Here is a 24,318-nt window from a genome sequence, read left to right as displayed (position 1 = left end):
CCGGTTACGACTGTCGCACAGGTCAGCGGGGTCCGTAAGGCGTTTGGCAAGACACGACACGGTGGTGCTTCTGGCATATGCCAAAGGCCGCTCGCTCGTCCCTTCCTGATCTTGACCGAAACTCAATCCTCCTCAGCCTTAAGGGAGTTGTAATACGCAGGTCCGGGCCGAAGCGGCGATGCCGCACAGACGGCGAATCCGGACACGGCGCATCGAGGGAAGCCGAAGGCCCGGCTTGCCTCTTCGCTGCCAGGGCGACCTTCGAAACACGCCCTAACCCTCGGAAGCCGCCGCCCCGCCCGGCGCCGGGCGCGCCACCCGCGCGTGCAGTGCCGCCATGCCCGCGACCGCGGCCCCGAGCAGCGCGAGCGCCAGGAGCGCGGGGACCGCGGCCACCAACGGGCCGCCCACCAGGCACAGTCCGCCGCCTGTCAGCAGCACCAGCGACCCCTTGCCGGACACCCTGGCCAGGACCGCCGCCGACGCGAGCAGGAACAGACCCACTCCGCCGGGCAGTGCCCACGCCACGATCCCGTGCAGGGGTTCGGACAGCGGGTAGTGCTCGCGGTCGGCGATCTGGTGCAGGGCGATCTTGGTGCCGAGTGCGGTGAGGACGATGCCCGCGATCATCGGCAGATGCAGGTACGTGTACACCTCGCTGGCGAGCTTGGTGCGCTCCCCGCCCTCGGCCCGGGCGATCCGGTGCTCGGCCACGTCCGCGACCTTGCGGAAGTACATCCACCACATGCCCGAGGCGACCCCGATGCCCAGCACGGCGCCGGCCATCACCGGCCAGGTCAGCGCGTAGTCGCTGACGCCGACGCCCATCGACACCAGGGACTCGCCCAGTGCGATGATCACGATCAGGCTGTGCCGCTCCGCGAAGTGGCCCGGGGACGAGACCCGCCAGCCCGATCCGCGGGTCACGAACACCATGGCGTAGTCGATGGCCATCGCCCCGGCCCAGACGGCGATCCGCGCCGTCCCGTCGAGTGCCGCACCCACGAGCAGCAGCGCGAACGGCGGCGCCACCGAGGTCAGCGCGGTGCGGCGCACGGTCGCGCGCAGTTCGCGGTCGTCGGGCGCCGACATCCAGTACGAGACGAGATGCAGCAGGCGCACGGCCCCGTAGCAGAGCACGAACACCAACGGGGCGTAGACGCCACCGGCCCGGTCGTCGTACACCTCGGGCAAGGCGAACGCCACGATGAGCATCACGCCCATCACCGCCACGAGCACGGCGAACAGCCCGCCCGCATCGGCCCGCACCACATTGCCGAGCCAGGCGAAGCAGCACCAGCACCACCACAGCAGCGCAAGCACGACGAGGGAGCCGACGATGCGGCCCGCCGAGGTGTCATAGGCCATCATCGCGGTCACCTGCATGATGGCGTAGACGAAGACGAGGTCGAAGAACAGCTCGGCGGGCGTGACCCGATGGTCGTCCCCCGTCGGAATCAGATGCGATGAACTCCTGCTCTCAGGCACCGGCCCCCCAGTCGACACTCCGTGCGACGCCTCTGCGCGCCCCTCGTGGGCACCTTACAACTCGCCTCTGACGCTCAGGCGGATACGGCAGGACCCTGCCCCGAAGGACCGCCCGGCTCACCGGCCCGGAGATCGAAATCGTGCTCGAGGCCGGTCAGTTGCAGGACCAGCTGCGGCTGGCCATGGGCGCGTATGAGGTGCACCGTGCCCCTGCGCTGCTGCACGCAACGGCGAATGGCGAGCAGCAGCCGCACACCGCTCGCGTCGAGGAAGGTCACCCGCTCCAGATCGATGACGACCTCGGGGCGGATGGCACCGATCAACCGAAGCGTGCGCGGGGCCAGTTCCTCTTCCGCCCAGATGTCGAGCTCGCCGCTGAGCAGCAGGAAGAGCGTGCTCCCCACTGTGCGGTGCTCCAGGCCGAACATGAACTCCGCGGTCCCCATGGCCACTCCCGAGGCCCCCGTCCTGTGACGCGGAGTGACGAACTCGCTCCGCTGGCTGTGTCGATACGGGGCGCCGGCGGTCGCCACTGGCTGCGTGGTGGCGCGGGCGCCACCCGTGTCATCCCCGTTCAGAGGCGTTCGTACCCCCAAGAGTGCAAGGAATAGCGCAGGTTGAGGCCATCGATGGCCGAAAAGTGTCCGGTCACAATGTGTTAGGGATTGAACCATTACGCAACGGCCGGAACACCAGTGCGCCCGGCAGGGCGGCACCTGCCGGGCGCACCACGCGCACCACCGGTCCGGGGCAGGCGAAGGAGCGTGCGCGGCGGTGCGGCGGGAGAATGGTGGCGTGGCCGAGACGAGGCATGGACGCAATGAGTCGGCGGAGCAGCGGGCCGACCGGCAATGGGTCGAGCTGCTCCAGGAGGTCCGTGTCGCGCAGACCGGTGTGCAGATCCTCCTGGCGTTTCTGCTGACCGTCGCGTTCACCCCGCGCTTCGCCGAGCTCGGCGACACGGACCGGGCGATCTACATCGCCACGGTCCTCTTCGGCTCGCTCGCCGCGGGGGCGCTGATCGGGCCGGTCTCCTTCCACCGGATCGTGGCCGGGCGCCGCATCAAGCCGCAGGCCGTCCGGTGGGCCTCGCGGCTCACCTTCATCGGACTCATCCTGCTGCTCTGCACCCTGACCGCCGCGCTGCTCCTGGTCCTTCGTGTCACCATGCACAACGCCCTCGTGCCCTGGCTGGTGGCCGGCGTCGTCACCTGGTACCTCCTGTGCTGGTTCATACTGCCCTTGTGGGCCCGCCACCGGCACACCACCACCCGGGGGGAGTAGCAGGGAAGCAGCAGGGAAGGGGCGATCGGTTCAGCCCTCCCGGTCCGCGGCCTTGCGCAGGGCCTCGATGCACGCCGACAGGGCACTCTGCAACTCTTCGAGCCGCTGCACCATGTCGTCCTCGTAGAGCTCGCCCGCGTCGACATCGTCGAAGGTCAGCTCCTCGAAGGCCTTGGTCGCCTTGCCGATACCGGCATAGAACTTCGAGCGCCGCTCGGCGATCCGAAGCTGCGGATCGGCCTCCACGGTCTCCTGGATCAGGCTCTTCACCGTGCCGTACGCCTCGGCCGCCCACTCGCCGGCCTCCTCGCCCTCGTCCAGCTCGTCGAGCAGCGAGAGATGGCGCTCCGCCTCCTGGCGCAGCTCGGCCGGGGCATCGATGACCTGGCCCGCGGCCGTCTTGACCTGGCCGTTCTCGGCGACCTGCCGGACGTATCCGATCCGCTCCGAGACCTTGGCCTCACCGGCCACCGCCTTCTTCAGCTCCTCGCGGGCGGCCACATCGCGGGCGAGCGCGTCGCGCAGCTCCTCGTCCTCCTCGATCCGGTCGAGCAGTGCCGAACGGGCCGCCTGCGCCGTGCCGGGATCGGCGAGGATCGCGGCACGCAGTGCCGTCGGGTTCTCGGCGACCTCGAGCGCCTTCGTCGGCCGGATCCCCTCCGCCTCGGCGGCCGCGGTGATCGCGGTGCCGCGCACGGAAGTGGCACCGGAGCGGGAGCTGTAGTAGCTCAACCACACATCGGCCTCGGGGAGTTCCACGTCGCCGCCGGGCCGGAGCGCCTCGAACTGCGGAACGAGCCCGTCGTCCGCGGCGAGGTCCCAGGCCTTGTAGAAGCGCATCACCCGCTCAGGCGAACACTGCGCGAGCTCCGCGAAACGCCTGGCCGAAACCTTGCTGCTGTCCGCGAGGCTCTGCCCGCCCGGCCGGACACTGCGCGCCACCTTGAGGGCGAAGGTCCAGCCTCCGGTCCGCGCGTACGCGCCGAACGCCTGCGCGTCCTGCACGATCGCCTCGGGCACCAGCGTCGCGGACCCGGCCGTCGTGGGCGTGATCGCCTCGGACTCGACCGTCTCGGATTCGACCGTCGCGGGCGTGATCCCCTCGGACTCGACCGTCTCGGGCAGGACCGTCTCCGGTGACACCGCCTCAGAGGCCACCGTCTCGGGCAGGGCCGTCTCCGGCACGTCGAGCTCCGCCGTGGCCGGAGCGCCCTCGGTGGCATCGACGGCCTGGGCGGGCACTTCGGTGGCGGGGGCGGTGGCGGGGGTGGCAAGGGTCACCGGTGCGTCTCCTGCGGTTCACGGGCTCGTACACCCGCCGGGTCGGCGGGCAAAACCGCAGCATATCGGGCGCACGCGGCGGCCCGCGCTCAGGCCGAGGCGAGTTCGAGCAGCCGTGCCGCAAGCCGTTCGACCCGCTCGTGCCAGGCGTCCCGGGCCCGACCGGGATCCGCGCGCTGTTCCACTGTCAGTACGAGGCGGGCACCGTGGCCCGTGCCCTGGCCCAGCGACCAGCGGATGACGTTGCCGGCGGGCGTGCGGTAGGCGAGCAGCTCGGGCTCGCGGGCCTCGGTCACGGTGCCTTCCTCATAGGCCGGTGCCGTGAACCCGTGCGGAACGGCGGAGCCCACCGACGCCGTGGAGTCGCCGGTGAGCTCTGCCCATACGGCCGCCGCGGGGCGCAGGAGCTGCCGCTCGAAGCGGACCGTGCCGCCCTCGATCTCGCCGCCGCCCAGGTCGAACTGCTCCAGATACGCCTCGTGCAGATCACCCCGGTCCGAGTCGACGTCGACCGGCTCGCCGTCGAGCACCTGTCCGAGTGCCGTGAGGCACAGATGCCAGCCGGAGGCGAAGCTCGCCCCGCCGAAGCGGTCTTCGAACGTGTGCGTGAGCGTGAGGAGCGTGCCCTCGTCCTCGGGGGTGATCTCCCAGTGCAGATGGTCCTCGCCCCATTCGAAGGCGAAGACACGCGGCTCGTCGGCCTCGGTGACCCGTCCCGTCATGCCTGGCCCGTCCTCGGCGGGGAAGCCGAAGCCGATCGTGCCGCCGGGCTTCGGCTCGACGCTGACCTCGGCCGGAAACCACCGCGCGAGCTGCGGCGGCTCGGTGATCGCCGCCCAGACGGCGGCCGGGGGACGGCCGAAGCGGCGGCGCATGACGAGTGCGGTCCGGCCGTCGCGGGTGGTCAGGGTGTCGGCTTCGGGGTTGATCACGGATCGTCCTCCGGCTCGTCTCGCGCTTCGCCGTGCACCGCTCGTCCAACCGCGGCGCCCTCCCATCCAACCTCGGTGCCCGCTCGTGCGCGGGGCGCCCACGCCCATCCGGCGTAACCCGGCGCGAGCCGCCCCCGACACCGCGGGAGCGTGAGGGGAGCACGGACGCAACGGACGGAGCCCTCGCATGATCGACGACGTAGCCCCCGCCGCACCCCCGGTACGCGACTGGCCGGCGCAGGATCTCGACGGCATGGCCTTCGACCCGGTTCTGGGTGAACTGATGGATGCGGGCCCGCTGCACCGCATCCGCCTGCCGCACGGCGAGGGCTGGGCGTGGCTCGCGACGCGCTACGAGGACGTACGGATGATCACCAACGATCCCCGGTTCGTACGCGGTCCGGTGACCGAGCGTCAGATCACCCGCCTCGCCCCGCACTTCAAACCCAGGCCCGGCTCGCTCGCCTTCGCCGACGGAGCCGACCACCATCGGCTGCGCCGCGTGGTCACGCCCGCGTTCACCGCGGCGGGCGTCGAGCGGGTGCGGCGCAGGGCGCAACCCATGCTCGACGGCCTCGTGGACGCGCTCCTCGAATCCGGGCCGCCCGCCGACCTCGTGGAACGGGTCCTCGGGCCCTTCCCCGTGGCCGTGGTCTGCGAGGCGATGGGCGTGCCGCCCGCGGACCGCGCCCGGCTCACCGAGTGGACCGACCAGATCGTCTTCCCGTCCGCGGACCCGCGCACCACCGGTCAGGTCAAGGAGCAGCTGTACGCGTGGCTCACCGAAGCCATCCGGGAACGCAGCGGATCCGAGGACGAGGACATCCTCTCCCTCCTGGGCGCCGCCGTCGCCCGCGGTGAGCTCACCGCCGAGGAGGCGGCAGGCGTCGCCGGGCCGCTGCAGATCGGCGGCGAGGCCGTCACGAACAACACCGGCCAGATGCTCTACCTCCTCATGACCCGCCCGGCGCTGCTCGCCCGCCTCGCCGCCGATCCCGCCCTGCGCCCGCGCGCCCTCGACGAACTCCTGCGCTACATCCCGCACCGCAGCGCGGTGGGTCTCGCCCGGATCGCCACCGAGGACGTGGATCTGCACGGGCACCGCATCAGGTCCGGCGAACCCGTCTACGTCTCGTATCTCGCGGCCAACCGCGACCCCGAGGTCTTCGCCGACCCTCAGGAGATCGACTTCGACCGCAGCCCCAACCCGCATGTCGCCTTCGGTTTCGGCACCCACTACTGCACCGGAGGCCTGCTCGCCCGCCTGCAGATCGACCTCCTCATGAACACGCTCCTCGACCGGCTGCCCGGCCTCCGCCTGGCCGTCCCCGCCGAGCAGGTCACCTGGCGCCGCAACGCCCTCATCCGTGGCCCGCGCACCCTCCCGGCCGGCTGGGACACGTAGCCTCCTCCCCGCCTCGCCACGAACCGGGCGTAGAGTCCGGTACCTATGGAGATCACCCGTCGCCCCACACCCCCGACCGGTCTGCGCCGTGCCCTCTTCCGCGCCCCGATCCGCCTCTACCGCCTGGGACTCGGCGCCCTCGTGCCCAGCCGGCTGCTGCTCCTGAACCACATCGGCCGCGTATCGGGGCAGCAGCGGCAGGTCGTCATCGAGGTGGTCGAACACGAGCGGTCCACCGGCTCGTACATCGTCTGCTCGGGTTTCGGCCCCAAGGCGCAGTGGTACCGCAACCTCCTCGCCCACCCGGACGTCACCATCCAGGTCGGCGCCCGCCGCCTCGCCGTACACGCGCAGCCCCTGAACCCCGATGAAGGCGGCGCGTTCATGGCCGGCTATGCCGCCCGCCACCCGCGGGCCGCCCGCAAACTGGTGAAGTTCATGGGCTTCCGCGTCGACGGCACCCTCGAGGACTACCGTGCGGCCGGACGCGAGCTGCCCTTCGTACGCCTGCGGCCACGCGCGGACGGTTCCGCGAACTGACCTCAGTCCGCGTGGACGGTTCCGCGCACCGACGTCACTCCGCGTGGACGGTTCCGCGAACCGACCTCAGTCCGCGTGGATCGCCGCCTCGATCTCATCCCTGAGGTCCCGCCGCGCCGCCGCCCTGCCCCGCGGTGTCTCGATCACCACCCGGTGCAGCACACCCGTCCACGGATGCGGCGGCCGGTAGCCGTCCTCCACCGGCAGCCCGCGGTCGAGGCCCACGCAAAGCCCCGTACCGCCGTGCTGGAAGGTGAACGGGAACGGCCCGCCGAGCGCGCAACTCGCCACGTCCTCGTCGTCCACGAGGAGTGTGTACGTGCCGTCGCCGTCACCCGTGTCGAAGCGCACCCCGAGCGAGCGTCGCCCGGGCGCGACGGGCTCCGGCGCCACCACCCGGTCCACGTCCCCGGCCCGCGAGCAGGCGAACACCAGTCGGCCGCCGGCCTCCGTGTACAGCACGAACCCGCCCGTGAGGTCCCCGAGCGCGCAGAGCACGCCCGCCGCTCCTTCCCCGGGCACCTCCACCTCCGCCGTGAGCGTGAACCCGCCGAAGAGCAGCGGAAGCGCCTCGTCGTGCACAGGGGAACCGCCGGGCAGGTACACGCCCCGGTCGGGCAGTGGCCAGGCGGGCCCGATCATCGCACCGAGCCGCTCCTGCATCCGGTCGTCCAGCGGCTGCACCTGATGCGCGGCCGCCTCCGCCTCCCAGCGCGCGGCCAGCCTCCGTACGACCTCGGGGTGTTCGTCCGCGACGTCATGCGCCTCCGCGAAGTCCTCGTGGAAGCGGAAGAGCGACCAGCGGTCCTCGGCGAAGTCCCGGCTGCCGGGCAGCAGTTGCTCCTCGTCGGCCACCCCGTGCGAGACATGGTCGGTGGTGGCCTTCCAGCCGTCGTGGACGATCGAGCGCGAGCCCAGCATCTCGAAGTACTGCGTCCCGCGCGGCGCGGGTGCTTGCGGATCCTCCAGTACGTCGAGCAGGCTCCGCCCGTCGAAGGGCTCCTGCGCCACCCCGTCGACCTGCTCGGGCCGCTCGACCCCGCAGGCATGGAGGATCGTCGGCATCAGATCCACGGCATGCGCGAACTGGCCGCGCAGCGCCCCCTGTTCGCGGATCCGCCGCGGCCAGTGCGCGATCAGCGGGGCGCGGGTGCCGCCCAGCCAGGTGTAGCGCTTCCACAGCCGCAGCGGAGTGTTCCCCGCCCAGGCCCAGCCCCAGGCGTAGTGCGGATACGTGGCGGGCCCGCCCCAGTCCTCGTACGCGGCGAGATTCGCCTCGACGGTGTCGCCGCTGCGGGCCGTGAACCGGTGCTCGTTGGGTGTGCCCAGCTGACCGCCCTCCGCGCTGGCGCCGTTGTCGGAGAGCAGCAGGACCAGGGTGTTGTCCAGGCGTCCGATCTGCTCCAGGAAGTCCATCAGGCGCCCGATCTGCGCGTCGGTATGGCTGAGGAAGCCCGCGTACACCTCCTGCATCCGTGCGAACAACCGACGCTGCTCGGCCGGGAGTCGGGCCCAGTCGGGAATCCACGGCGGACGCGGCGACAGGGTGGTGCCGGGCGGGACGACACCGGCCGCCGTCTGCCGGGCGAAGGTCTCCGCGCGCCAGCGTTCCCAGCCCTGGTCGAAACGGCCCCGGTAGCGCTCGGTCCATTCGGGCGCCACATGGTGCGGGGCATGCATGGCGCCGAGCGGGAAGTACAGGAAGAACGGCTTGTCGGGGGTGGCCTGGTGCTGGTCGAGGACCATCCGGATGGCGCTGTCCGCGAGGTCCTCGCTGAGGTGGTAGCCGGTCCCGGGCCCGGCGGGCGGTTCGGTGTAGTGGTTGTCGCGGACCAGGTGGGGCGCCCAGTGGTTCGTGTCGCCCTGCAGGAATCCGTAGAAGCGCTCGAAGCCGTAGCCCAGCGGCCAGCGGTCGAAGGGACCCGAGGCCGTACGCTCCCAGCGCGGCGTGAGATGCCACTTGCCGACGGCGAGCGTGGAGTAGCCGGCGTCGCGCAGGACCCGGGGGAGCGGGGCCGCGCTCTTCGGCAGCCGGGCCGTGTAGCCGGGATACGAGATCGGCAGGTCGACGAGGAAGCCCATGCCGACGGCGTGATGATTGCGGCCGGTGAGCAGGCTTGCCCGGGTGGGCGAGCACATCGCCGTCACATGGAAGCGGTTGAACCGCAGCCCGCCCGAGGCGAGCCGGTCCATGTGCGGGGTGTCCATATCGGAGCCGTAGCAGCCGAGTTGGGCGAAGCCGAGGTCGTCGAGGACGATCACCACGACATCGGGGGAGCCGGGGGCGGGACGCGGTGAGCTCTCGTACCGGTGCACGGCGGCAGTGTGGGGTGCGGGGCCGTACATGACAAGAGCCATGCCCCGGCGGGCCCGTCACCGGTTCGGCCCAGTTGAACTGGGGGCCCACCCGGGGCGCGGGGAGATGGTGATTTCACGCATCTCGCGCGCACCTCCCGCGCATCTCGGCGACACAGAAGGGTCTCCCCATGGCGACGATCTGCAGACCGGCGGTCTCCGTACCCGAGCACGTGATCACCATGCAGCAGACCCTCGATCTGGCCCGCGAACTCCACTCCGAGCATGCGCAGCTCGACCTCGCCCTGCGCCTGATAGAGAACACCGGAGTCGAGGAGCGGCACATCGTCCAGCCAATCGAGGAGACGTTGCGCCACCCCGGCTTCGAGTCGCGCAACGCCGTCTACGAGGCCGAGGCCAAGCGGCGGGTACCGGAAGTCATAACCCGGGCGCTCACGGACGCGGAACTCCGTACGCAGGACATCGACGTGATCATCTACGTCTCCTGCACCGGCTTCATGATGCCGTCCCTGACGGCCTGGCTGATCAACCGCATGGAGTTCCGCAGCGACACCCGGCAGATTCCCATCGCCCAGCTCGGCTGCGCCGCGGGCGGCGCCGCCGTCAACCGGGCGCATGACTTCTGCACCGCGTACCCCGAGGCCAACGCGCTCATCGTGTCCTGCGAGTTCTGCTCGCTCTGCTACCAGCCTGACGACCTCGGCGTCGGCAACCTGCTCTCCAACGGACTCTTCGGCGACGGAGTCGCCGCCGCCGTCGTCCGCGGCACCGGAGGCTCCGGCATCACCCTGGAGCGCAACGCCTCCTACCTGGTGCCCGACACCGAGGACTGGATCGCCTACCAGGTGCGCTCCACCGGCTTCCACTTCCAGCTCGACAAGCGCGTCCCCGGCACGATGGAGCCGCTCGCCCCGGCTCTCAAGCAGCTGGCGGGCCTGCACGGCTGGGACGCCGCGCAGCTGGACTTCTACATCATCCACGCCGGAGGGCCGCGCATCCTCGACGACCTGAGCAAGTTCCTCGGCGTCACCCCCGAGGCCTTCCGCTTCAGCCGGGCCACCCTCACCGAGTACGGCAACATCGCGAGCGCCGTCGTCCTCGACGCGCTGCGCCGCCTCTTCGAGGAGGGCGGCGCCCACGATTCGGCCACCGGGCTGCTCGCCGGTTTCGGTCCCGGCATCACCGCCGAGATGTCCCTGGGCCGGTGGTCGCGATGACCACCGTCACCTCACCGCCTCCCGTACGGGACTGGCCCGCACCCGAGCTGAGCGGCACCGACTTCGACCCCGTACTCGCCGAACTGATGCAGGAGGGACCGGTCACCCGGATCCGGCTGCCGCACGGCGAGGGCTGGGCCTGGCTTGTGACCCGCCACGACGACGTACGGTTCGTCACCAACGATCCGCGCTTCAGCCGCGCCGCCGTGATGGAACGCGACGTCACCCGCCTCGCACCCCACTTCATCCCCAGCAAGGAAGCCGTCGGGGTCCAGGACCCGCCGCACCACACCACCCTGCGCCGCGCCGTCGCCCCGGCCTTCACCAGCAGGGGTGTCGAGCGCCTGCGCGAGCGTGCCCAGGCGATGCTCGACGGCCTGATCGACGAGCTGCTCGCCGCCACGGCGCCCGCCGACCTCACCGAAGCCGTCCTCGCCCCGTTCCCCCTCGCCGTCGTCTGCGAGGTCATGGGCGTGCCCGAGCACGACCGGCCACGTATGCACGAGTGGACCGTGCGCATCCTGTCCTCGGCCGAAGGCGCCGAACGCAGCGAAGAGGCCAAGCGCGCCATGTGCGGCTACTTCACCGAACGCCTGCGCGCCCGGCCCGAGGGCGAGCACGTACTCGCCCTGCTCGCCGCCGCCGTCGCGTGCGGAGACGTCAGCGAATCCGAGGCGGTGGGCCTGGCACTGCTCATCCAGATCGGCGGCGAGGCCGTCACCAACAACACGGGCAACATGGTCTACCTGCTCCTGACCCGCCCCGGCCTGTGGGACCGGCTGCGCACGGAGCCGGCGCTGCGCCCCGGCGCCATCGACGAACTCCTGCGCTACATCCCGCACCGCAATTCGGTCGGCCTGTCCCGTATCGCCCTGGAGGACATCGAGATCCGCGGCGTACGCATCGCGGCCGGCGAGCCCGTCTACGTCTCGTACCTCGCGGCCAACCGCGACCCGGACGTCTTCCCCGACCCCGACACCATCGACTTCACCCGCTCGCCCAACCCGCATGTCGCCTTCGGACACGGACCGCACTACTGCGTGGGCGGCATGCTGGCCCGCCTGGAATCCGAGCTCCTGATCGGCACCCTCCTCGACCGGCTCCCCGACCTGGCGCTCGCCGTCCCCGTGGACGCACTGCGCTGGCGGCCCGGCGCGCTGATCCGCGGCCCCGAGGGATTGCCGGTGACCTGGTGACCGCGGCACCACCGCGCGAGGGCCTCCTCGTCCCGGCCGGACACGGGCGCACGCTCCAGGTGCCGGCCCACGAGGTCACGTTCAAGGTCACCGGCGAGCACTCGAGCTTCGCCTCCAGCTTCGAGGTCGTGGTGCCGCCCGGCTTCGACGTCGGCGCGCATGTCCACACCCGCAGCGAAGAGCTGTTCTACGTACTCGAAGGCGAACTCGACATCCTCGCCTTCGAACCCAGGATCCGTACGAAGGACGACTGGCGCACCTGGACCTCGCTCAGCGGCACCGGCACCGTGCGGGCCACGGCGGGCACGGTCATCGCCGTACCGCCGGGCTGCCCGCACGCCTTCGCCAACCGTACGGACACCCCGGCGAAGATGTTCTTCCAGGCATCGCCGCCACCCGACCACGAGCGCTACTTCGAGGAACTCCTCGAACTCCTGCGCTCGGGCGGCCCGCTCGACGATGCGGCGATCGCGGAACTGCGGGCGCGCTACGACATCGAGCAGCTCACACCGATGCGACATACGTGAGCGGACCGCTCGACGTGAGCGGCCCGTTCAGAACCGCACTTGCGCCTCGACCGGCAGATGATCGCTGCCCGTGTCCGCCAGCGTGCGCAGACCGGTCACCCGGACACCCCTGGCGAGCACCTGGTCGATCCGGGCGACGGGCAGCGAGGTCGGCCAGCTGAACGCGAACCGTTCGTCCGGCGCGTCAAGCAGGCCGAGCACCGGGTCGAGGCCGCGGTCGTCCGTGGTGCTGTTGAGGTCACCGAAGAGCAGCACCCGCTCCAGCGGCTCCGCGGCGAGCGCGTCGGCGAGCAGCCGCGCGCTCGCATCGCGGGCCTCGGTGCCGAAGCCGGTGGCGCGGAAGCGCACCGAAGGCAGATGCGCCACGTACACCGCCGTATCGCCCTGCGGCAGCCGGGCGGTCGCACGCAGCCCCCGCTCCCAGCCCTCGGGGATCGACGGCGGACGGATGTCGACGCGGCGCACATCGCTCAGCGGATACCGCGACCAGAGATCCACCGTGCCGGTGTGCGCATGGTGCGGATACGCGCCTTCGAGGACCTCGCGGAACGTGTCGCGCGCCCCCTCGGTCACCTCTTCCAACGCGATCAGCGCGGCTCCGCTGTCGAGCAGCTGCCGCGCCACGCGCGAGGGATCGGCGTGATCATCGCTCACGTTGTGCTGCACGACCGTGAGGTCGTACGGATCCTCCCCGGGCCAGGAGACGAAGACCCCCAGCCACACGAGCCCCGGCAGCAGCGCCGCCACGGCCACCGCACGCGACCGCCGCACCACGGCGACCAGCAACACGAGCGGAACGACGAGCCCCAGCCAGGGCCGGAACGTCTCCACGAAACTCCCCAGCCGCAACCCCGCATTGGGCACGACGGCGGGCGCCGCGAGCACGAACGAGGCCGCCAGGCACAGCACGGTCCACACCACGGTGGAACGGCCCGGACGGCGCACCAGCCCACGCCAGTCGATCCGCCGGGCCCGCGCTATGACACTGGATTCCATCGAGCGATCTTATGCGAGCCCGGCCTTCACCAGTCCCGAGTACACCGCCTGCTGCACGGCCTGGACGGCCGACTGCGGCCGCACCATGACGGTGAACTCCTTGATCCTGCCCTCCTCGTCGAAGTGCAGCAGATCCATGCCGTGCACTTGTTTGCCGTCCACGACGGTGCGGAACAGCAGTGCCTCGGTCCCGGCCTCCTCGTCGTCGGTGTTGGTGCGCACCGACCCGGCCAGCTCACCCACGTAGTGGAAGTCCTCGAAGGTGCGCAGCAGCACCCCGAGGAGGCCGAGCACCATCTCCCTCCCCTCGAACGGCCGGAACTTCACCGGGCTGTACATCCGGACGTCCTCGGCGAACAGCGCTTCGAGAGCGCCGAGATCGCCCGCCTCGACGGCGGCGCGGAACGGGGCCGACTGGGCCATGGGGTCCTCCATGCTCGAAAGGTCCGTCTGTCTGGATACTCATGTTTCTGACTAGTCAGAAACATGAGTATCATTGCGAGCGGTGAACGCGACAGAGGGGGGGCGGAGATGGCTCTGCGGCACGCGGTGCTTGCCGCGCTGCTCGACGAGGAGCTGAGCGGCTACCAGCTGGCCAAGTCCTTCGACCTGGGTGTGGCGAACTTCTGGCACGCCCAGCCTCAGCAGGTCTACGCCGAGCTGGCCCGCCTGGAGGCGGACGGCCTGGTGGCCGGGCGCGAGGTGGTGCAGGAATCGCGGCCCAACAAACGCCTGTTCAAGCTCACCGGCGAGGGCCTCGCCGAACTCGAGCGCTTCGCCGTCGCCCCCGCGAAGCCCTCGATGCTCCGCGACGACCTCGCGGTCAAGGTGCAGGCCGGCGACCTCGTGGACACCGGACAGGTCATCGGCCAGCTGCGCGAGCGCGCCGACTTCGCCCGCGCCAAGATCGAGCTCTTCGAATCGCTTCTCGTCAAACTTCGCGGGGGGCGCAGCGAGGAGGAGTTCCTGCGTGAGGGGGAGCGGATCGGCCCGTATCTGACCTGTCTGGGCGGTCTGGTCTTCGAACGGGGCTATCTGCAGTGGTGCGAGCGGATCACGGGGATTCTGCAGGCGCGCAGGGACGGCGGTGCGGCCCGGTGAACGCGTACGGGACGAGCGCATCCGGGGCAGGGGCGTACGGGATGGGCCTGTACGAGCGGTACGTGGCGCTCGGCGACAGTCAGACCGAAGGTCTCGGCGACGGCGATGACACCGGCGGGCTGCGCGGCTTCGCCGACCGTCTCGCCGAACAGCTCGCGGAGCTCAACCCGGGCCTCCTGTACGCCAATCTGGCCGTACGAGGACGCCTCGCCGGCCAGGTCCGCGCCGGGCAGCTCGATGCCGCACTCGCCCTGGAACCCGATGTGGCGACGGTCGTCGCGGGGATGAACGATCTGCTGCGGCCGAAGTTCGACGCCGACGAGGTGGTGGGCCATCTGGACACCATGTTCGCCGCGCTCACCGCGCAGGGCGCCCGGGTGGCGACCGTGACCTTTCCCGACATCGCCCGGATCACGCCGCTGGCCCGGCCGCTGCGGGGCCGGGTCCTCGCCCTCAACCAGGGCATACGGGAAGCGGCCCGCCGCCCCGGAATCCACCTCGCCGACACCGCCCCCCATGAGGTGGTCACCGACTCCCGGCTGTGGAGTCCGGACCGGCTGCACGCCGCCCCGCTCGGCCATGAACGCATCGCCGCCTCACTCGCCCACGCGCTCGCCCTGCCCGGCAGCAGCGATGCCTGGACGCATCCGCTGCCGCCGACGCCGGGTCGGGGCGGGGGCTGGGGCACGGAAGTGCGCTGGATGGCCGGATTCCTCGGACCGTGGCTGGGCCGAAGGCTGCGCGGCCGCTCCTCGGGCGACGGACGGGTGGCGAAACGACCGGACATGCACCCGGTCCTCGAAGCGTGACGTACGCACGTCTCGAAGCGCGCCGCACGCAGGCCGAGGCGGCCTGACGCAAGCAGGCCCAGGTCTGACACAAGCAGGTCCAAGCCCGACGCAAACAGGCCGAAGCGTGAGTCACGCGGCTCGCCGAAACCCGTTTGCCGCATCCGATCACCCTTGAGAAGCTCGCCGCCTATGACCTCCACCTCCGCATCCACCTTCACGTCGTACGACGGCACCGAACTCGCCTACCACGTACGGGGCAGCGGCCGTCCACTGATCTGCCTCCCCGGCGGTATGCAGGCCGCCGCCTACCTCGGGGACCTCGGCGGACTCCACCGGGACCGCCAGGTGGTCACCCTCGACCTGCGTGGCACCGGCCACTCGGCCACCCCCGCGGACCCCGCCACGTACCGCTGCGACCGGCTCGTCGCCGACGTCGAGGCGCTCCGCGCGCACCTGGGCCTCGACGCTATCGACCTCCTCGGGCACTCCGCGGGCGCGAACCTGGCCGTCCAGTACGCGGCCCGGCACCCCGAGCGCGTGACACGGCTTGTGCTCATCACGCCCAGCGTGCTCGCCGTCGGCCTCCCCGTCACGGAAGAGGACCGACGCGCCAGGATGCTGCTGCGCCGCGAGGAGCCGTGGTTCGAGGACGCCTACGCGGCCTTCTCAGCCATCGCCTCGGGACAGGGCGGCCCGGCGGACTGGGACGCCGTCGCCCCGTTCAGCCACGGCCGCTGGGACGAGGCGGCGCGCGCGCTTCAGGCGCGCGAGGCCGTCCAGCGCAACGGCGAGGCGCTGGCGGTGTTCCGCAGCGAGGGCGCCTTCACCCCGGACACCACCCGCGCCCTGCTCGCCGCGTTCCCCGCGCCGGTCCTGCTGCTCGCGGGCGAATTCGACCCGGGCGCACCGCCGAACGTGGTCCGCACCTACGCCGGACTGTTCCCGCGGTCCACGTACCAGGAGCAGGCGGGCGCCGGCCACTTCCCCTGGCTCGACGACCCGCAGGCCTTCACCTCCGCCGTCTCGGCCTTCCTCGGCTGACGCCCCCTCGGGGCTCAGGGCCTGCCTGTGAAGCGGCCCCTACTCACAGGAAGGCTGACCGGACAGCCACGCTGTTGCCGCCTCCAGCACGGGGTCCTGTTTGATGCTCCGGCCCCGGTTGTCGACCACTACTTCATCGGGCGCGATGGGGCTGTCGTATGCGCGACCGGTGCGGTCGACCATCTTGGCCTCGGTCAGATTGAGCAGGGCCCCGTCGGACAGGCGGTGCACCACGTTGGCGGTGGGAACACCGTGGGTGTCATCGCCGAAGGACCGGGTCGCCGGGCGTCCGCGGAAGGCCACCGCGACCGCCTCACCCGAACTGGCCGTGGCACGGCCGTGGAGCACGGCGACCGGCGCCGATTCGGCTCCGATCGCCTCACTCGGCCCCCACCCCTTGGACTCCCCGTCGACGCGAGGGCTTCCGTTCTCCAGCGACCAGACGCTCCTGCGTCCCCGTGCGTCGACGAACCCACCGACGTCACCGTCGCCGAGGACCGGGCCGACGACAGCCAGCATCGGCCACAAGTTTCCACCGCTGTTGCGGCGCAGATCGATCACCCAGCCGCAAGGCTTGGGCTTGTTGGCCTTCGCCACGGCGGCCCGGCCTTCGCGCACGTACTGTTTGAGGACCTTGTCGGACCCCTGCAAACGGGGAAGCGACAGGTACCCGATCCGGTCGGGCAGCGCACGTCCCTCCACCGGCACGCGATTGGGCGAGTCGCCGAACAGATCCATGGCACCTCTCGGACCGTAGAAGCGGCTGTGCCCGTCGCCGAGCGCGCGCACTGCGGTGATGATCGCAGAATAGGTGTCGGACGGACGCCGGGCGGCGCCGGCCTGTTCGAAGGCCGTCTTGCGCACCTCGGCCCAGTCGACGTCATCGCGACGCAGGGCCCTCTCCTCCATGATGTCCAGCACCTCGGAGAGGTAGGACCGGGCTTCGGGGGACATGTCCGCGCCGGGCGACGGCTTCGAGCCTGTGCAACCGCCCACGAAGGCCAGCACGCAAGCCATCCCGACCACGCGCGCACGCAGTGCACGCAGTGCACGCGCCCTCACCGCCCGAGCTCCAGCTCGTGCGCCACCGGAGCGAAGAACCGCTCCACGTCGGCCGCCGGGACCGACGCCAGATCGGCGGGCGACCACCGTGGCGAGCGGTCCTTGTCGATGACCTGGGCGCGGATCCCCTCCACCAGATCGGGCATCGCATGCGCGGCGCACGAGACGCGGAACTCCTGGACCAGCACCTCCTCCAGGGAGTCGAGCTCCCGCGCCCGCCGCACCGCTTCGAGCGTCACCTTGAGCGCCGTGGGCGACTTCGACTGGAGGGCTGTCGCGGCCTCCTTCGCGGCGAGGACCCCGCAGTCGAGGAGCCGCTCGATGATCTCCTCGACCGTGGCGGCCGCGTAGCACGCGTCGATCCACTCGCGGGCCGCCGCCAGCTCACCCTCCGGCGCGGGCCGCGCCCAGCGTTCGAGCGCCTCGTCGGCGGGCAGCCGCCCGAGGTCGGCCCGCAGCTCGGGCAGGTCCGAGGAGGGTACGAAGTGGTCGGCGAGCCCGCACAGCAGCGCATCCGCCGCCCCGACCGCCGTGCCCGTGAGCGCCAGATGCGTCCCGAGCAGTCCCGGTGCGCGCGAGAGCAGATAGGTGCCGCCCACATCCGGTACGAAGCCGATGGTCGTCTCCGGCATCGCGATCCGCGAACGCTCGGTGACGACACGGTGCGCACCATGCGCCGACAGACCGACCCCGCCGCCCATCACGATGCCGTCCATCAGCGCGACATACGGCCTGGGGTAGCGGGCGATCCGAGCGTTGAGCCGGTACTCGTCGCGCCAGAACGCGGCCGAGGCACTGCCGCCGGCCTTCGCATCGTCGTGGATGGCACGGATGTCGCCGCCCGCGCACAGACCGCGCTCACCGGCCCCGGACAGGACGACCGTCGCCACCGAGGGATCCTGCTCCCAGGCCGTCAGCGCGGCGTCGATGGCGCCGACCATCGGGTGGTCGAGCGCGTTGAGCGCGCGGGGCCGGTTCAGAACGAGATGGGCCGCGTGGCCCTCGGTCCGTACCAGAACGTCATCCGTCACGAGCTGCCCTTTCACGACTGCAAGATCCTTTCCCACCGTACGCGGGGTGGCCCGGCAGAAACAGAGCGGTGGCCCGGTCAAAGCACCAGGCCACCGCGGTGAAGCAGCGATCAGGGATCAGAGATCAGAGCACTGCGGAACAGCAGAACGCAGAACACAGAACACGGTCACAGCCTCACAGGTCGGTCGCGATGATCCTCTCCATGTTGCGCTCGGCGAGCGCGGTGATGGTGACGAACGGATTGACCGAGGTGTTGCCCGGAATCAGCGCGCCGTCGATGACGTACAGGCCGGGATGGCCGTGCAGCCGCCCGTAGTTGTCGGTCGCCCGGTTCAAGACCGCGCCGCCGAGCGGGTGGTAGGTCAGATGGTCTCCCCAGATCCTGTTGTCGCCGAAGAAGTCGGTCCGGTAGATCGTCCACTCCTTTGCGTTGATCTTGTCGAAGATGGTCTTCGCCATGTCGATCGAGTGCTGCTTCCAGGCCCGCTGCCAGGACAGACCGACCTTCCCGGTGCCCGCGTCGTACGTGAAGTCGGCCCGCCGCGGGTTGTCCGTGATCGACAGGTAGAACGAGGCGTATGTCTCGATCCCCGTCGGCAGCGGCGCCACCTCGGCGAAGGCGCCGCCCGCGTCCCAGTTGTCGATGCCCGAGCAGGGGATCGTCGACTGGGCTTTGCCGGTCGCGTCCCACATGTGGTTGGCGCGGCCCACCATGACGTTGCCGTTCTCGCCCCAGCCCTTGCCGACCTCGGAGTTGAGCCCCGGGAGCGCGCCGGTCGCCTTCAGCTTGACGAGCAGCTTGCTGGTGCCGACGCTGCCCGCCGCGAAGAACACCCTGCCCGCCTTCACCGTCTTGGTGGCCACGGTGGCGCCGCCGGTGTCGATCTGGCGGATGCTCAGCGCGTAGTCGCCGCCGGTCGCCGGGGTCACCGAAGTGACCTCGTGCAGCGGCGAGATGGTGACCTTCCCGGTGGCCTTCGCCTGTGCCAGGTAGGTCTTGGGGAGGGTCTTCTTGCCGTGGTTGTTGCCGTAGAGGATCTCCTGCGCGAGCGCGGACTTGGGGACGGTGCCGTTGTCCTCGGCCTCCATGTAGTCCCAGTCGTATACATCCGGGACGAAGGTCCAGTCGAAGTTCGAGCGCTGGGCGTGCTTGCGGCCCACGCGTGAGTACTGGTAGTACGACGTCCGCTCGAACCACTCCGGGTTGATCATGCCGACGCCGAGGCCGGCATTGGCCCTCGGGTAGTACGTGGCGTACATCTCGTCGGCGTTCACCGAGGGCAGCACCGAGGTGAAGTGCCGTCGGCGCGGTGTGACCGCCATGCCGCCGTTGACCAGCGAGCCGCCGCCGACGCCGCGGCCCTGGTAGACGGTGATACCCGCGAAGTCCTCGGCGTCGAGGATGCCTGCGAACCTCGGGACGTCCTTGTCGAGCGGAAAGCCCAGGAAGTTGCTCAGCGGCGCCTTCGTCCGGGTCCGCATCCAGAACGAGCGGTAGTCGGGCGCGGTGACCTTGGGGTGCGTCCTGCCGTCGGGTCCGGCGGGCGCCGCGTCCCAGTCCTGGCCCATCTCGACCATGTGCACGTCGATCCCCGCCTGGGCGAGGCGAAGGGCCGCGACCGAGCCGCCGTAGCCGGTGCCGATCACCAGGACCGGAACCCGCGCTCCGTCGGGGATGTCCGCTGCCGCCGCCGGACGCGCGTGCGCCGCGGTGACCTGAGTGGACAGGGCCGCGGCGCCAAGAATAGAACCTGTTCCTGCGAGAAGTCTTCGACGGGATATCCCGTCAGAACCTCTGCCAGGCACGGAAGTTGGTCTCATGTGAGCTTCCTCACCTTCTATGGGGTGAGGACACGTTCTACTGTTGCGGGGTTGTTAAGTCACGACATACCGACCAGTAATTTCAAGCCGCCCGGCAACGGTCCTGAGCCCCGGCCCGAGGGACTCCTCGCGGTTGCGCTCGCCCCCGCCCGGCGCGTTCCACCGGCTTGCGGGGGCGGGATCGGAGCGTCCGTATGACCATGGTTGTTGTGAACGACCCGTACTCCGGCGCCCGCACCGAGCGCCCGCTCGCCCTCGATGACGTCCCGGCCTGGCTCGGTCTGCGCGAGGCCATCGAGGCCGTGGACCGCACCGGTCACCGGCACGATGCCGCAGACCTCGCCGAGGAACTCGCCGACCCCAAGCTCGACCTCGACCGGGACAGCCTCGCCGTGTTCGACGGCGAGGAACTGGTCGCGTACGCCATCCTGCACGCGCCCGAGGGCGCGGTGGACGCCGCCCGTTTCGACGGTGACGCGGGTGTCCATCCGGCGTGGCGCCGCGAGGGTATCGGCACCCGCCTCGTCTCCTTCCTCGACGCACGCGCCAAGGCCGTGTACGGCGAACGCTTCGAGCCCCTCGAAGGCAGACTGCTGATCACCGGCAAGTCCGGCGACGAGAGCCTCGAAGGGCTCACCGCCGCACTCGGTTTCACCCCCGAGCGCTACTGGTACGAGATGTCCCACCCCCTCCGGCGTGACCGGCCCGAACCCGTCCCCGCGCCCGAGGGGCTCAGCCTCGTCCCGTACGAGGAGGGCCTTGGGGAGGCGACCCGGCTCGCCCACAACGACGCCTTCCGCGACCACTGGAACTTCACCGTCATGGACGAGACGGACTGGCGGACCAGGGTCACCGGATCCCGCGCCTTCCGGCCCGCGATGAGCCGGCTCCTCGTCGACGGCGAGCAGGTGGCCGCGTACCTCCTCGCCGAGGAGTCGGAGGCCGACACGGCGGCCTTCGGGGTCCGCGACTGCCACGTCGGCTACCTGGCCACACGCCGCGCCCACCGGGGCCGGGGCGCGGCCCCCGCCCTGATGGCCGCCGTCCTCGAAGCCGCACACCGGGAGGGCTACGACACTGCCTCACTGACCGTGGACACGGCGAACCCCTCCGGTGCGCTCGGGCTCTACGAGCGGCTCGGGTACACGGTGGCGCGCGAGTTCGTGACCTACGGGCGCGACCTGGGGGCCTGACCGTTGCCGGGGGCCGCTGCCGCTGCCGCTGCCGCTGCCACGTCGGCATGCACCTTGCCGAGGAGCGCGTGATGCGAAGGATCATTCTGGCCCTGTCGGTATCCCTCGACGGCTACTTCGAAGGCCCGGACGGCAGCCTCGACTGGCATCTGGTCGACGAGGAGCTCCATCAGCACTTCAACGACGAGCTGCGCACCATGAGCGCCTTCCTCGACGGCAGGGTCGACTACGAGCTGATGGCCGGCTACTGGCCGACCGCCGATCAGGACCCCGATGCCTCGCCCGCCGAGGTGGAGTTCGCCGGAATCTGGCGCGAGATGCCCAAGTACGTCTTCTCGCGCACCCTCGCCGGGGCCGACTGGAATGCGACACTCATGCGCCAGGTCGACGCCGCGGAGATCGACGCGCTCAAGGCGCGGCCCGGCGGAGACATGGTGGTCGGTGGTGCGACCCTGGCTGCCGAATTCCGCCGCCAGGGCCTCATCGACGCCTATCACCTCTACGTCCACCCGGTGGTCCTCGGCTCGGGCCGCCCGCTGTTCCCCGCCGACGGGGTGCGCAGCGACCTGCGGCTCAGGGACACGAGGACCTTCGGCAACGGAGTGGTGCTGCTGCGGTACGACGCGACATAGCGTCGATCGGCCTCAGTGCAGGGCCTTCAGCCCGATCACGCAGCCGACGATCCCGGCCAGGAACAGCAGCTTCAGGGCCGAGACGGGCTCACCGTCGAAGAGCATCGCGTAGGTGACGGTCAGCACCGCACCGATGCCCACCCAGACCGCGTAGCCGGTGCCGACGGGCAACGTGCGCAGCGCGAAAGCCAGACCGCCCATGCTGGCGATCAGGCCCATACCGAAGACCACGGTGGGAAGGGTGCGGGAGAAGCCTTCGGACTTGCCCAGCGCGGTGGCCCAGACGGCCTCCAGCATCCCGGAGATGACGAGAACGACCCATGCCATGACGACGACTCCCTCGGCACCGTCGTCGAAATCCGGGTACGGCGCGCCTCGTCCGGGAGCCGGTCGGGCTCTGTCGCCATATTCGCACACAAGGGCGTATCGGGGCATGTGGTCCGTGGTGACCTCGCCCACCGGTCGTTGTCTTCACGTGGCACGCATGAGGAATATAGCTGTATGATACATGCATCTAGAAAGATGTAATGCACAACTATTAGCTCTGGGGATCACGGACGTGAGCGGAACGCATCGGCAGGACCAGCTAAGCCACCACCCGGCCGAGACCGCGCCCAAGGCGCGCCTCCTCGGCTCGGCACCGCCCGGTGCCCTGCGTCATGTCCTCGCCCACCTGCTCACCCCGCTCCTCATGTGCCTGGGTATGGGACTCGCCTACCTGGGCGCCTTCGCCCACCCCGAACCGCACCAGCTGCCCGTCGCGGTCGTCGGCAGCGGTGCCGAGGCCAAGGTTCTCGCCCAGGAGCTGCACGACCCGACGGGCGACGCCCTCGACGTACGGACGCTGCCGGACCGCGCCGCCGCCGAGCAGGCGCTCAGGACACGCGAGATCACCGGTGCCTACCTCCCCGGCAGCTCCAGCATCCTGGTGGCCACGGCCGGATCCGACACCAGTGCCACCGCCGCCGAGAAGGTGTTCGCGCCGGTGGCCGAGCAGCAGGGCGAACCGCTGCATGTCACCGACGTGGTGCCGCCCGCCGAGGGCGACCCCACCGGACAGGGGATCTTCTTCCTGCTCGTCGCCCTGAGCATCGGCTCCTACGCCTCCGTCGCCGCCCTCGGCGCCGCGGGCTCCGCACTGCCCATGCGGCTCAGGGCCCTGCTCGTCGCAGGCACCTCGTTCGTCGTCAGCCTGATCGGCACCGCCTTCGCCGGACCGGTCTTCCGCCTCGTCGACCACGGCCTGTGGGGTCTGTGGGGCATGTCCTGGCTGTACTCGGCGGGAATCCTGTTCCTCGGCGTCGGTCTGCACACCTTCCTCAAGCGGTGGACGACGCTCGGTGTCATGGTCCTCTTCGTCATGCTCAACTTCACCAGCTCGGGCGGAATCTTCCGGCCCGAACTGCAGAACGGCTTCTTCGGCTCCCTGCACGCCTTCTGGAACGGCGCGGGCTTCGTCGAAGGCCTCCGCTCCCTCGTCTACTTCGACGGCTACGGTCTGGCGCGCAACGTCTGGACCCTGGTGGCCTGGCTGGGGCTCGCCCTCGTGGTGATCACGGCCGCCGGTGTCACCGAGCGGCGGCGTACGGTCCGTGCTGCGACTGCCGCCCAGCAGCCCGTGGAGTCCGTGCAGCCCGCGGCTGGCGCGGAGAGGGGCGAGCCCGTACCCGTGCAGCGCCGGAGCGAGGCGGAAATCGCTGCCCAGGAGGAGGAGATGGAGGAGTCCGTCGCCGTCTGAGCGGACCCGCGGGCGAGGGAAATCCCGGCGACGTTGTCAGTCCCGGATGCCACACTGCGCCCATGACCACCGCACGGAACGATCCGCATGATCCACATGATCCGCAGGCCAAAGCCCACCTCCAGCGCTATCTGCAGTCCGCCCGCGAGGCCCTGCTCTGGAAGCTCGACGGACTCTGCGAGTACGAGATACGGCGCCCGCTCACCCCGACCGGCACGAACCTGCTCGGTCTGGTCAAGCACGTGGCCGGCACGGAGGCGGGCTACTTCGGGGACGTGTTCGGCAGGCCCTTCTCCGAAGCGCTGCCGTGGATGGCGGAGGGCGCCGAGGACAACGCCGACATGTGGGCCACGCCCGAGGAGTCACGCGAGGACATCGTGGGGCTGTACCGGCGGGTATGGCAGCACTCGGACGCGACCATCGAGGCCCTGGAGCTCGGCGCCCAAGGCCAGGTGCCCTGGTGGCACCCTGAGCGTCGTACGGTCACCCTGGAGCAGATCCTGATCCATATGATCGCCGAGGCCCACCGCCATGCCGGGCACGCCGACATCGTCCGTGAACTCGTCGACGGTGCGGTGGGCATGAGGCAGGGCAGCGAGAACCTGCCCTCGACGGACGGCGACTGGTGGCAGGCTCACCACGACCGTGTCGAGGCCGCGGCGAAGGCGGCAGAGCAGCGATGACGGGTTCCCCGCAGCACGTCCCCGGCTCCGGGAGGTACAGCC

General features: G+C 70.6%; 24 protein-coding genes and 1 riboswitch. Of the genes, 13 read left to right on the top strand and 11 right to left on the bottom strand.

Going from position 1 to position 24,318, the window contains the following annotated elements:
- Window positions 1–273: 273 nt before the first annotated feature.
- Complete coding sequence (locus ACLF6P_RS09370) at window positions 274–1,488, bottom strand: low temperature requirement protein A (RefSeq protein WP_415949425.1); 1,215 nt, start codon at window positions 1,486–1,488, stop codon at window positions 274–276.
- Window positions 1,489–1,562: 74 nt separating this feature from the next.
- Window positions 1,563–1,934, bottom strand: a complete 372-nt coding sequence (locus tag ACLF6P_RS09365) for an STAS domain-containing protein (protein ID WP_415949424.1) — start codon at window positions 1,932–1,934, stop codon at window positions 1,563–1,565.
- Window positions 1,935–2,283: 349 nt separating this feature from the next.
- On the opposite strand from ACLF6P_RS09365, the gene ACLF6P_RS09360 reads away from it, so the two are divergent.
- Window positions 2,284–2,772: a DUF6328 family protein gene (locus tag ACLF6P_RS09360; protein ID WP_415949423.1), complete on the top strand. Its 489-nt coding sequence runs from the start codon at window positions 2,284–2,286 to the stop codon at window positions 2,770–2,772.
- Window positions 2,773–2,802: 30 nt separating this feature from the next.
- Here ACLF6P_RS09360 and ACLF6P_RS09355 read toward each other — a convergent pair whose 3' ends face one another.
- The gene (locus ACLF6P_RS09355; RefSeq protein WP_415949712.1) at window positions 2,803–3,825 is read right to left on the bottom strand and encodes a hypothetical protein; all 1,023 of its coding nucleotides are present in this window, start codon (window positions 3,823–3,825) and stop codon (window positions 2,803–2,805) included.
- Window positions 3,826–4,142: 317 nt separating this feature from the next.
- A complete protein-coding gene (locus ACLF6P_RS09350) occupies window positions 4,143–4,985 on the bottom strand; it encodes an SRPBCC family protein (protein WP_415949422.1) in 843 nt (280 codons plus the stop codon).
- A 187-nt stretch (window positions 4,986–5,172) separates the two neighbouring features.
- On the opposite strand from ACLF6P_RS09350, the gene ACLF6P_RS09345 reads away from it, so the two are divergent.
- The gene (locus ACLF6P_RS09345; protein WP_415949421.1) at window positions 5,173–6,390 is read left to right on the top strand and encodes a cytochrome P450; all 1,218 of its coding nucleotides are present in this window, start codon (window positions 5,173–5,175) and stop codon (window positions 6,388–6,390) included.
- Window positions 6,391–6,435: 45 nt separating this feature from the next.
- Window positions 6,436–6,930, top strand: coding sequence for a nitroreductase family deazaflavin-dependent oxidoreductase (locus tag ACLF6P_RS09340; RefSeq protein WP_415949420.1), 495 nt, complete (start codon window positions 6,436–6,438; stop codon window positions 6,928–6,930).
- A 66-nt stretch (window positions 6,931–6,996) separates the two neighbouring features.
- Here ACLF6P_RS09340 and ACLF6P_RS09335 read toward each other — a convergent pair whose 3' ends face one another.
- Complete coding sequence (locus tag ACLF6P_RS09335; RefSeq protein ID WP_415949418.1) at window positions 6,997–9,246, bottom strand: arylsulfatase; 2,250 nt, start codon at window positions 9,244–9,246, stop codon at window positions 6,997–6,999.
- Window positions 9,247–9,416: 170 nt separating this feature from the next.
- Here ACLF6P_RS09335 and ACLF6P_RS09330 point away from each other — a divergent pair, with 170 nt between their 5' ends.
- From ACLF6P_RS09330 to ACLF6P_RS09320, 3 genes are read left to right on the top strand one after another with little or no spacing between them, the layout of a single operon-like run.
- Window positions 9,417–10,463 carry a type III polyketide synthase gene (locus tag ACLF6P_RS09330; RefSeq protein ID WP_415949417.1) on the top strand — a complete coding sequence of 349 codons (1,047 nt, stop codon included), beginning with the start codon at window positions 9,417–9,419 and terminating at the stop codon, window positions 10,461–10,463.
- Window positions 10,460–11,659 carry a cytochrome P450 gene (locus ACLF6P_RS09325; RefSeq protein WP_415949416.1) on the top strand — a complete coding sequence of 400 codons (1,200 nt, stop codon included), beginning with the start codon at window positions 10,460–10,462 and terminating at the stop codon, window positions 11,657–11,659. The genes ACLF6P_RS09330 and ACLF6P_RS09325 overlap by 4 nt, the downstream gene beginning before the upstream one ends.
- Window positions 11,653–12,186: a cupin domain-containing protein gene (locus ACLF6P_RS09320; RefSeq protein ID WP_415949711.1), complete on the top strand. Its 534-nt coding sequence runs from the start codon at window positions 11,653–11,655 to the stop codon at window positions 12,184–12,186. The genes ACLF6P_RS09325 and ACLF6P_RS09320 overlap by 7 nt, the downstream gene beginning before the upstream one ends.
- A 27-nt stretch (window positions 12,187–12,213) precedes the next feature.
- On the opposite strand, the gene ACLF6P_RS09315 is transcribed toward ACLF6P_RS09320, so the two are convergent.
- Both ACLF6P_RS09315 and ACLF6P_RS09310 read right to left on the bottom strand, forming a co-directional pair.
- Entirely contained in the window at window positions 12,214–13,182 is a 969-nt protein-coding gene (locus ACLF6P_RS09315; RefSeq protein WP_415949415.1) for an endonuclease/exonuclease/phosphatase family protein, read from the bottom strand.
- 9 nt (window positions 13,183–13,191) lie between these two features.
- The gene (locus tag ACLF6P_RS09310; RefSeq protein ID WP_415949414.1) at window positions 13,192–13,617 is read right to left on the bottom strand and encodes a nuclear transport factor 2 family protein; all 426 of its coding nucleotides are present in this window, start codon (window positions 13,615–13,617) and stop codon (window positions 13,192–13,194) included.
- Between the two features lie 96 nt (window positions 13,618–13,713).
- On the opposite strand from ACLF6P_RS09310, the gene ACLF6P_RS09305 reads away from it, so the two are divergent.
- The 3 genes from ACLF6P_RS09305 (at window position 13,714) to ACLF6P_RS09295 (ending at window position 16,115) form a co-directional block, all read left to right on the top strand.
- Window positions 13,714–14,283: a PadR family transcriptional regulator gene (locus ACLF6P_RS09305; RefSeq protein WP_415949413.1), complete on the top strand. Its 570-nt coding sequence runs from the start codon at window positions 13,714–13,716 to the stop codon at window positions 14,281–14,283.
- A gap of 41 nt (window positions 14,284–14,324) precedes the next feature.
- Window positions 14,325–15,092: an SGNH/GDSL hydrolase family protein gene (locus ACLF6P_RS09300; RefSeq protein WP_415949710.1), complete on the top strand. Its 768-nt coding sequence runs from the start codon at window positions 14,325–14,327 to the stop codon at window positions 15,090–15,092.
- Window positions 15,093–15,263: 171 nt separating this feature from the next.
- Window positions 15,264–16,115: an alpha/beta fold hydrolase gene (locus ACLF6P_RS09295; protein WP_415949412.1), complete on the top strand. Its 852-nt coding sequence runs from the start codon at window positions 15,264–15,266 to the stop codon at window positions 16,113–16,115.
- A 39-nt stretch (window positions 16,116–16,154) separates the two neighbouring features.
- Here the strand turns inward: ACLF6P_RS09295 and ACLF6P_RS09290 are convergent, their stop codons facing one another.
- The 3 genes from ACLF6P_RS09290 to ACLF6P_RS09280 all read right to left on the bottom strand — a co-directional run bounded on the left by ACLF6P_RS09290 (window position 16,155) and on the right by ACLF6P_RS09280 (window position 20,030).
- Window positions 16,155–17,132, bottom strand: coding sequence for a S41 family peptidase (locus ACLF6P_RS09290; RefSeq protein ID WP_415949709.1), 978 nt, complete (start codon window positions 17,130–17,132; stop codon window positions 16,155–16,157).
- A gap of 41 nt (window positions 17,133–17,173) precedes the next feature.
- Complete coding sequence (locus ACLF6P_RS09285) at window positions 17,174–18,223, bottom strand: enoyl-CoA hydratase/isomerase family protein (protein ID WP_415949411.1); 1,050 nt, start codon at window positions 18,221–18,223, stop codon at window positions 17,174–17,176.
- Window positions 18,224–18,383: 160 nt separating this feature from the next.
- Complete coding sequence (locus tag ACLF6P_RS09280) at window positions 18,384–20,030, bottom strand: GMC oxidoreductase (RefSeq protein ID WP_415949409.1); 1,647 nt, start codon at window positions 20,028–20,030, stop codon at window positions 18,384–18,386.
- Between the two features lie 194 nt (window positions 20,031–20,224).
- Between ACLF6P_RS09280 and ACLF6P_RS09275 the strand changes: the two genes are divergently transcribed.
- Complete coding sequence (locus ACLF6P_RS09275) at window positions 20,225–21,223, top strand: GNAT family N-acetyltransferase (RefSeq protein ID WP_415949408.1); 999 nt, start codon at window positions 20,225–20,227, stop codon at window positions 21,221–21,223.
- 71 nt (window positions 21,224–21,294) lie between these two features.
- Window positions 21,295–21,855: a dihydrofolate reductase family protein gene (locus tag ACLF6P_RS09270; RefSeq protein WP_415949407.1), complete on the top strand. Its 561-nt coding sequence runs from the start codon at window positions 21,295–21,297 to the stop codon at window positions 21,853–21,855.
- Window positions 21,856–21,867: 12 nt separating this feature from the next.
- Here ACLF6P_RS09270 and ACLF6P_RS09265 read toward each other — a convergent pair whose 3' ends face one another.
- Window positions 21,868–22,182 carry a DMT family transporter gene (locus tag ACLF6P_RS09265; RefSeq protein ID WP_415949406.1) on the bottom strand — a complete coding sequence of 105 codons (315 nt, stop codon included), beginning with the start codon at window positions 22,180–22,182 and terminating at the stop codon, window positions 21,868–21,870.
- Window positions 22,183–22,195: 13 nt separating this feature from the next.
- Window positions 22,196–22,256, bottom strand: a riboswitch (guanidine-III (ykkC-III) riboswitch).
- 290 nt (window positions 22,257–22,546) lie between these two features.
- Here ACLF6P_RS09265 and ACLF6P_RS09260 point away from each other — a divergent pair.
- On the top strand, window positions 22,547–23,593 hold the full coding sequence (locus ACLF6P_RS09260; protein ID WP_415949708.1) for an ABC-2 transporter permease: 1,047 nt from the start codon (window positions 22,547–22,549) through the stop codon (window positions 23,591–23,593).
- A gap of 62 nt (window positions 23,594–23,655) precedes the next feature.
- Window positions 23,656–24,276, top strand: coding sequence for a DinB family protein (locus ACLF6P_RS09255; RefSeq protein WP_415949405.1), 621 nt, complete (start codon window positions 23,656–23,658; stop codon window positions 24,274–24,276).
- Window positions 24,277–24,318: the final 42 nt, after the last annotated feature.

The organism is Streptomyces lothianensis (assembly GCF_047779955.1).
GTDB lineage: Bacteria > Actinomycetota > Actinomycetes > Streptomycetales > Streptomycetaceae > Streptomyces.
The sequence above is the reverse complement of the archived record's forward strand: the minus strand, read 5'-3'. Positions and strand labels throughout refer to the sequence as shown.